This window comes from Streptomyces atratus, from assembly GCF_040655115.1.
GTDB classification, from domain to species: domain Bacteria; phylum Actinomycetota; class Actinomycetes; order Streptomycetales; family Streptomycetaceae; genus Streptomyces; species Streptomyces atratus_D.
Map to the genome: position 1 here is coordinate 23,527 of NZ_JBFAJH010000069.1, position 7,875 is coordinate 31,401.

Genomic DNA, 7,875 nt, shown 5'->3' on the forward strand with positions numbered 1-7,875 from the left:
TTCTGGCGTCGCAGATGCCGTTTGTCCGGGCCTTGCCCGCGTGGCCGGCGGCGGGCGGATCGAGTTGAGCGTGAGGGAGCCGGCGCACATGAACGGGCGTCATCTCCGTGGGCAGGCCGCGAGCGGGGCCGATGCCGGCAGGCCGGCATCGGCCACAGGTGAGGGGTGAGGTCGGTTTCCGCCGCTCACTGATCCGGCCGGCCTTCGGCCGGATCAGTGCGTTGCGGTTCCGTGCGCTGTCCTCGAGGTCCGCGATCGTCGCTCAGCAGCTCGCAGGCTTCATCCAGGAGCACTCGAGGTCGGTGCGCCGGGACGGCTCATCCCTTGCGGCGGGCCCATCGGTCGTGGGGCGGACGGTTCGGGCCGTACCGTGCGGCTGCTCTGCGCCCTTGACGCTGTAGGCGGCGAGCGCCGCTCCGACCGCATCCTCGATGCTCTTGACCGAGCTCGCGACGTAGTTGTTGCTGACGAAGCTGAAGGCGAGCTCCCGGCCGTCGGCGTCTGTCACATAGCCGGAGAGCCCCGACACGCCGGTCAGTGAGCCGGTCTTGCCGTGCAGGTTGCCCGCGGCCGTGGTCCCGCACATGCGGGAGCGCAGCGTTCCGCCGGTCATCCGGTCGGACACGCAGGCGATCGGCAGGGCGTCGTACCAGTCCTGGAACCACGGTTGTTGCCGTACGGCGGCCAGCAGCTCGGTGAACTGCTTGGTGGACACCATGTCCATCCTCGACAGGCCCGAGCCGTCCACTTGACGCAGGACAGTGGGATCCACCCCGAGGGTACGCAGGTAGTCAGCGCTCGCCGACAGCCCGGCCGACCAGGTGCCGCTGCCCTTGACTTCGTAACCGATGGTCTTGACCAGCACCTCGGCATGGTTGTTGTTGGAGAGCTTCAGAAACGGCGTCAGCAGATCCTTCAGCGGCATCGACGGGTGGGAGGCCAGCATCGTGGCACCCTGCGGGACGGCCTTGCCCAGCACCGGCCCTCCAGTCACCTTTACTCCGTGTGCGGCCAGCGCGTCCGCGAAGACGGCGGCCGCATAGCCTGTGGGTTCCCAGACACTGATCCACGAAGTTGCGGGTGTGCTCTCGACAGGGATCTTGCCGCTGACCACGATGGTGTTGCTGCCGTGCAGGCGATCGACGGTGATTGCACGGCTCTCGCCGGCGGCGACCGTGGCGGCGCTGTTGTTGACGCGGACATAGTCGTTGGGCGGGGTGACCTTCACCGCGGGCGCATCGCCGGGCGCGGAACCCGGGGTCACTGTGAGAGAGACGGTGCCGGCGTCGTAGTCGGTGTCCGGGGCCACCGTCAGCGGAGAGATCTGCGACGAGTAATAGGCGGACTCGTCGTCGGCTGCCCAGGACGCGCCGAGGCGGCTGCTGTCGAACCGGGTGTCGTCGGCGATCAACCGGCCGGTGACCTGGTGGATCCCCGTGTCGGCGACCGCGGCGGCCAGCCGGTCGTAGTCCTTGGCCAGCATCGTGGGGTCGCCGGTGCCGCGAAGGTACAGGTCGCCCTGGAGCACAGACCCGTGGCGGGAGCCGTCCGCGAATACATCGGTGCTGAACCGGTAATCGGGGCCGAGCAGCGCCATGGCCGCGGCCGACGTCAGAAGCTTGGTACTGGATGCTGGTACGAGGCGGCGGTCGCCGTTGCGTTGATAGAGCGTCTGCCCGGTCTGGGCGTCGCTGACGACGACTCCGACCTGGGCGCCGTCCAGCCGGGCGTCGCTGAGAATGTGGTCAAGGGTGTCCGACAGGCCGGGCGCCGGGGAGTCGGCCCCGGCCGACGCTCCTGAGGCGGCTGTCAGGGCCAGGCTTGCGGCGACGGCCCAGAGCAGGGCCCGATGGCGGAATCTTCGCTCAATGGTTGGCATGCGCATGGAAGGAGATGATCAGGTATCTGGATCGTCGACGGAAGGCCTGCACCGTTCGGATTCACGTGGGGCCAACGGGCCGGGGTCCGCCTGGCTCGACGGGGAATCGCATCCCCCACCCCGCTGGGCCGCCACTGCTGGGTCGTCGAGCGGTCAATGGCCTGGCCCGTCGGCTGCCGTCGACTCCATCGCCGCCACGAACGCAAAGCCGACCACTTCGTGGCCTTCACCGGCATCCCCTGCACCCTCATCTGCTGCCGCGGAATCACCATATGAGATGACGTCTTCCCTGCTCAGTCCGGGAGCAGTTCGCTTGCGGCTGCGCCCGTGGGTGCGAGAACCAATCGGTGGACGCTCCCTGAATCAGCGATGAGAACGTCTGGGATCTCGGCCCCGTAGAAGCGCAGGTCGCCGATGGGCCAGCCCTCCGACGACCAGTCGAGCGGAAGGGAGATGGTCGGCGTGGCCGTCGCGTTGGCCACGGCGGTGAATCCGGCGGAGGAGAGGATGCGGTGGTACCAGCCGCGCGCGTGGAGCCCCGCTACGTTGGCGTCCAGCTGGCTGAGCGGCGTGTTGGGTGCGCAGGTGGTCGGGGTGAGCAGCATGTCGTATCGGGTGAAGAGATCCGCCATGGCGCGGGTGGTGGCGTTGATCGCGCGGTCGGCGGTGTAGACGCCCGATGTGCGCAGCGACCGGTCGTGCTCGACGGAGGCGAGAGTGGTTGCCTGCAGGGTGTCCAGGCGCGGGGTGACGGCGAGTGCCGCCGCGAGCAGGTCGACGCCGTCGGCCAGGAAGCCGTACCACGCTGTGAGGTTGGCCTCGTCGAACGACGCGGCGTCGACCGCGGGGGCGGCTTCGACCACGGTGTGCCAGCTTCGGTCGAGCCCGGAGACCTGGCCGGGCAGGTCGCCCAGGCACTGCGTAACACCTCCGTCGGGCTGGCGGGCGCGGGCGCGTGGCGCACCCTCGAATCTCGATGTCGGTGGCACCGGATACCTTGCATCAGACGATGCGCACCACTGGAGGGGACATGCCGTCTCAAGGAACAGTTCTTGCCGCGCTCACGGTGGTGATGCCGCCACATGACGGGGCCGATGAGCAGGTGGACTGGGATGCGGTCCGGCGGGCTTGGGGAGTCTGTTTCCCCTCCGACTACATCGCCTTCATGAGCACGTACGGAGCCGGCGGCATCGACGGCGCGCTGAGCGTCGTGCTCCCCGAAGCGAGCATGCAGCCGGCCGACAGCCCTGACCTTGGGGGCATGGCGGCCGAGACAGCCAACATGCGGCACATGTGGGAGTCCGAAGGAGGACCGGGCGAGGTCGATGCCGGCCCTGATTCTGTCGTCGCTTGGGGCGTCAGCTGCGGAGCCGACATCCTCGGCTGGCTCACCGTTGACCACGACCCCAACAAGTGGCCCGTTGTCGTGTGGGAACGGCACGGCCGGCCCTACTGGAAAATCTACGACTGCGGGATGGCGGAGTTCCTTCGGCGCCTGTTCGCCAAGGGCTTCGACGAGTGCCCACTCAGCGACGCCTCCCTTTGGGGAGAGCCGTCTCCGCACTTCGTCCACTGGCGCGAGGAACGACGACGGTGGGAGTCCGGCGTCGACCCCTACACAGGCGAACCCGACCCATACTTCGGCATGAAGTTGGGTCTTCGAACTTGATGGGGGTGCGGCGGTGGGGGCGGGCTCGCCGGTCACGCCGTGTGAGGTGGTTGGGGTGCGAGTGCCCCGGGCGTAAGTAGCCCGCGGGCCTTCGTGATCATGGTTGTTCCCTAGGCAACCGATCATGAAAAATCACGGGCTTGAACATCGACGATACCGGGATCAACGAGGCTGCGACACGACTGCTGGGGCTGGAGGGGGTGAGTGTGACGCAGGGTCAAGGACGACGGGACGGGCGGCCCGTCGGTGTGCGTGGTGACAAGCGAGGACTCCGCCCGGTCCTGCCCCGGCTGCGGGGTCTTCGCCACCCGGATGAAGGACTACCGCACCACCCGGCCCCGGCACCTGCCCTGCGGCGGACGCCCCGTGAGCATCCAGTGGCGCAAGGCACGCTGGTACTGCACCGAACCCGCTTGCCCTCGCGGCCCGTTCACCGACGCGATAGGCCAGGTGCCGCCACGGATGCGTACCACCAAGGCCCTGCGCCAGGCGGCGGGGCCGCGGTCTGTGACGGCGGGCGCACGGTGGTGCAGGCCGGCCGGGATCTGGGCCTGTCCTGGCCGATCGTGCAGCGCTGCCTCGAGGACTACGCAGCGAAGGTCCTGTCCGAGGACCCGCCCGCGACCTCGGCGATCGGGATCGACGAGACCCGGCGGGGCAAGCCGGTGTGGAAGCAGAACCCCTCCACCGGCAAGTGGGAACTCGTCGCGGACGCCTGGCACATCGGCTTCGTCGACGCGATCGGCGGACGCGGCCTGTTCGGCCAGGTCGAGGGCCGCAACGCGGCGTCGGTCGCCGACTGGCTCACCTCCCAGCCCGCCTCCTGGCGTGAGCAGGTCCGCTACGTTGCCATCGACCTGTGCGCCACCTTCCACGCCGCCGTCCACCGCGCGCTGCCCCACGCGGCCGTGGTCGTGGACTGCTTTCATATCGTGCAGCTCGCCCAGCGCCACCTCGCCGACCTGCGCCGCCGTCGCACCTGGAAGCAGCACGGCCGCCGGGCCCGCAAGGGCGACAGCATCTACACCGTCCGCAAACTCCTGCGCCGGAACAAGGAAGACCTCACCGAGGATCAACGCACCCTCCTCAAGGTCGAGTTGGATCACATGGGCACCTACGGCCGACAGATCTTCGCGGCGTGGAAGGCCAAGGAACTGCTGCGAGACCTCCTCGGCCTGGCCGTCAGCAGTACCCACGTCACCCCCGACCGCTCCAGGATCTCCGCCGCCCGCCACCGCTTCTTCGCCTACGTCGCCGACCACGCTCACCTGCCCGAACTCGTCACCCTTGCCGAGACCGTCGAGCAGTGGTGGGACGGCATCGAGATTTACCCGACCACCGGGATCACCAACGCCGCCTCCGAAGGCAACAACCGCCTCATCAAGCTCGAAGCGCGTAACGCCTTCGGCTTCAGGAACCGAGAGAACCAACGCCTGCGCTCACGCTGTGCAGCCACTCGGCGAAGCCGACGGGAGGCGCACCCCTAAATTCCAAGGCCCTTGTTGTTGGCCCGCCGCCGGGATACCCTTGCGATCTTCATGGGGGCAGGGGAGGCCCCCGTGACAACAGGGGGTGTCTCCTTGAACACCGCGAAGGACAAGGGACCGAGAGCGGCGGGGACCCTGAACCGGAGACGCAGGGACGGCGCCTCGATCAAGATCTTCTTCCTCGTCCTGCTGCTCAGCGGTCTCGTCGTGCTCTTCCGGATGGGCGGGAACGTGGAGCGCGTCAACACGATGTGGGTGGGCGCCGAGGTCGCCGCCGACGGCAGCATCCGCGTCACCGAGGTCATCGACTACGACTTCGGAGAGCCTGACGGCACCCGGCACGGCATCTACCGCGACCTGCCGGACCTGAGGTACGACGAGGAATACGCCAAGGTCAGCGCCACCTTGGACGGCGCCCGGGTCCCGTGGGAACTCACCGTCGGGGACTACTACGAGAAGCCGAACGGCCAGCGGGAGATAGCCACTCGGATCAAGGTGGGCGACCCCGGCGGCTCGGTCACCGGCGTGCACCGGTACCGCATCCGGTACACGCTCACGGACGTTGTGAAGAAGGGCAAGATCGCCTGGGACGCTGTCGGCACCGGTTGGCGGGTCGACCGCTCGGACGTGGAGATCCACGTCGTGGCCCCGTACGAACTCACCGGCGCACGCTGCGTGCACGGCACCAACGGTTCCGAGGACGCCTGCACCGCCCGCGGGAGCGGTCCTGGGCGGCTGGACGTCACCCTCGACAAGCTGAAGGGGCAAGAGGGCGTCACCGTCTACGCCTCCCGCGGGCAGAAGCTGACCGGAGCGAAGGTGGCCCTGCCCGCGCCGCCCTCCGGAAAGGCCGTCGGCACGACTGTGGAAAGCCCGCTGCGGGTGGGTCTGCTCGCGTTCGGTTTCACGCTGGTCTGCGCCGCCGTGACGCTCTTGCTGCTGCGTTTCCTCGGCCGTGACCGGATCGTCGAGGAAGGACCCGACGGCACGCCCGGCCGGACGCGGCGCGTCGCCCTCGACCGGCTCGCCGCCTCGCTCACGCCGTCGCCCGTGCCCCCAGCGGAATTGACCCCGGCACAGGGCGGGATCCTGCTCGATGAACGGGTCGAGAACCACCACCAGGTGGCCTGGCTCCTCGGCGCGGCGATCGACGGACACGTCGGCATCGAGGGGACTGACCGGCATCCCACCCTCACGCGCCGCGATCCGGCCGACGCACCCGCGGACCCGCTCGCCAGGGTCGTCTTCGGCAGCATTTTCTCGGGACGCGACTCGGTCACCCTGGGCCTGCGCGACCCGCAATTCCGGTCGGCATGGGAGAGCCTCAACCGCGGGCTGACACAGTGGCAGGCAGACAGCGATCTGTGGGACGCGGCCGCCGCGCGTCGCGCCCGCATCGGACGCACCATCGGCACCGCCGCCACCCTGCTCGGCTTCGTCACGACGGCCGTCGGGGCCTGGCTCAGCGGCCACCGGAACGCGGCCGGCTGGCCGGTCCTCGTGGTGGGCCTGATCGCCGTGGGCGTCGGCTTCGCGCTGCGGCTGCGCTCTTGGGAGTTGCACACCCGCACCCCGCGCGGCACCGCCCTCTGGCTCCGGACGGAGGCGTTCCGGCACTATCTCATGGACCCCTCCTCCCCCCAGCAAGACGAGCCCCCCGACGAGATACGACTGAAGCTGTACACCGCGTGGGCGGTGGCCCTGGACGTGGCCTACGCCTGGGAAGGAGCGATCGCCGACTCGACGGCCGCTCCCGTGCACCGCTCGACCCTCGTGGCTGGGTTCGCCCCAGGCTTCGCCCTCGGCCTGATCACCGCCGCCTCGACGTCCAGCGCCGCCCCTCCCTCCAGCGGTGGCGGAGGTGGCGGCGGAGGGTCCGGTGGCGGCGGAGACGTCGGTGGGGGTGACGGCGGCGGTGGCGGTGGGTCCTGGTGACCTCTGGTACTTGTAGGGGCCTGGCGCAGGCTTCTACGCCGCCGCCGCGACGATGAGCGGGTGCCGCGGGTCCAGAGCTTGGCACTGTTCGGCGCACTGGCCTCAGCCGAGAAGACACCGCACGCCAACCCCGGCAAGCATGCGGAGATCCCGACATTCGAGCTGGACAGCACGCTGCGGTTCTTCGCCCGGCACCTCGGCTATTACCGCCGCCTATAGTCCGCGACGCGCTGACCGAGCCTCGTTCCCGATCAGCGCGTCGCACAACAACAGGGCAGAGGTGCGCTCATGCGGCATTAGGCACCCGGAGCCCCTGCGGTGGAAGTTTCCCTACATCATCAAGTAGCCCGCGGGCCTTCGTAATCATGGTTGTTCTCCAGGCAACCGATCGTAACGCCTTCGGCTTCAGGAACCGAGAGAACCAACGCCTACACTCACGCTGTGCAACCACTCGGCGAAGCCGACGGGAGGCGCACCCCCACTAAATTCGAAGACCGGTGAAGTTCGACTGATTGTGCCTCGGCGCCTTGCCGACGAACCGCGACACCTCGCCGGCAAACGCCTCGCTGGGACCACCCCAGTGGGGCGGTCTTGTTCTCGGTGATCGGCTCCTTCAGTGCCGGACCTGTCGGCATTTTCCGCGTTGGCCAACAGAGCGGGCTGTCGTGACGAGGGTGGTTGGGGTGGTGGTTGGGGTGTTCGTGCTGGGGCGGGTTGGTGGCTGGTCAGGGTTGTTTTGTTCGAGATGGTTGACGAGTTGATGAGTGGTCGGTGTGGTGTGGTGTGGGGTCGGTGTGGTGTGTGTGGGTTAGGGTGTGTTTTTTGTTGGTTGGGGTGTTTTTTGCTGGGCTGGGTTTTCGGGGGGTGTCGGGGTGTTGGGTGGGTGCTGCTCTGTGCGGGTTGTT

Annotated in this window: 6 protein-coding genes and 2 pseudogenes; 6 read left to right on the forward strand and 2 right to left on the reverse strand. The window is 68.5% G+C overall.

What is annotated here, in order from left to right; genetic code table 11:
* Positions 1–262: 262 nt before the first annotated feature.
* Entirely contained in the window at positions 263–1,885 is a 1,623-nt protein-coding gene (dacB, locus tag AB0I23_RS37490; RefSeq protein ID WP_359116876.1) for a D-alanyl-D-alanine carboxypeptidase/D-alanyl-D-alanine endopeptidase, read from the reverse strand.
* Positions 1,886–1,966: 81 nt separating this feature from the next.
* On the opposite strand from dacB, the pseudogene AB0I23_RS37495 reads away from it, so the two are divergent.
* Positions 1,967–2,155 (forward strand): annotated as a pseudogene (locus tag AB0I23_RS37495) (IS5/IS1182 family transposase); the annotation flags it as partial.
* A gap of 17 nt (positions 2,156–2,172) precedes the next feature.
* Here the strand turns inward: AB0I23_RS37495 and AB0I23_RS37500 are convergent.
* Positions 2,173–2,868 (reverse strand): amidase family protein, encoded by a 696-nt coding sequence (locus tag AB0I23_RS37500; RefSeq protein WP_436847055.1) that lies wholly within the window; start codon positions 2,866–2,868, stop codon positions 2,173–2,175.
* Between AB0I23_RS37500 and AB0I23_RS37510 the strand changes: the two genes are divergently transcribed.
* The 5 genes and pseudogenes from AB0I23_RS37510 (at position 2,856) to AB0I23_RS37530 (ending at position 7,189) form a co-directional block, all read left to right on the forward strand.
* The gene (locus tag AB0I23_RS37510) at positions 2,856–3,548 is read left to right on the forward strand and encodes an SMI1/KNR4 family protein (protein WP_359116881.1); all 693 of its coding nucleotides are present in this window, start codon (positions 2,856–2,858) and stop codon (positions 3,546–3,548) included. The two genes, AB0I23_RS37500 and AB0I23_RS37510, sit on opposite strands and share 13 nt — an antisense overlap.
* A gap of 255 nt (positions 3,549–3,803) precedes the next feature.
* Positions 3,804–3,944 (forward strand): annotated as a pseudogene (locus AB0I23_RS37515) (transposase family protein); the annotation flags it as partial.
* 128 nt (positions 3,945–4,072) lie between these two features.
* Entirely contained in the window at positions 4,073–5,035 is a 963-nt protein-coding gene (locus AB0I23_RS37520) for an ISL3 family transposase (RefSeq protein ID WP_359116884.1), read from the forward strand.
* 93 nt (positions 5,036–5,128) lie between these two features.
* The gene (locus AB0I23_RS37525; protein ID WP_359116886.1) at positions 5,129–6,970 is read left to right on the forward strand and encodes a DUF2207 domain-containing protein; all 1,842 of its coding nucleotides are present in this window, start codon (positions 5,129–5,131) and stop codon (positions 6,968–6,970) included.
* 60 nt (positions 6,971–7,030) lie between these two features.
* Complete coding sequence (locus tag AB0I23_RS37530; RefSeq protein ID WP_359116889.1) at positions 7,031–7,189, forward strand: hypothetical protein; 159 nt, start codon at positions 7,031–7,033, stop codon at positions 7,187–7,189.
* Positions 7,190–7,875: the final 686 nt, after the last annotated feature.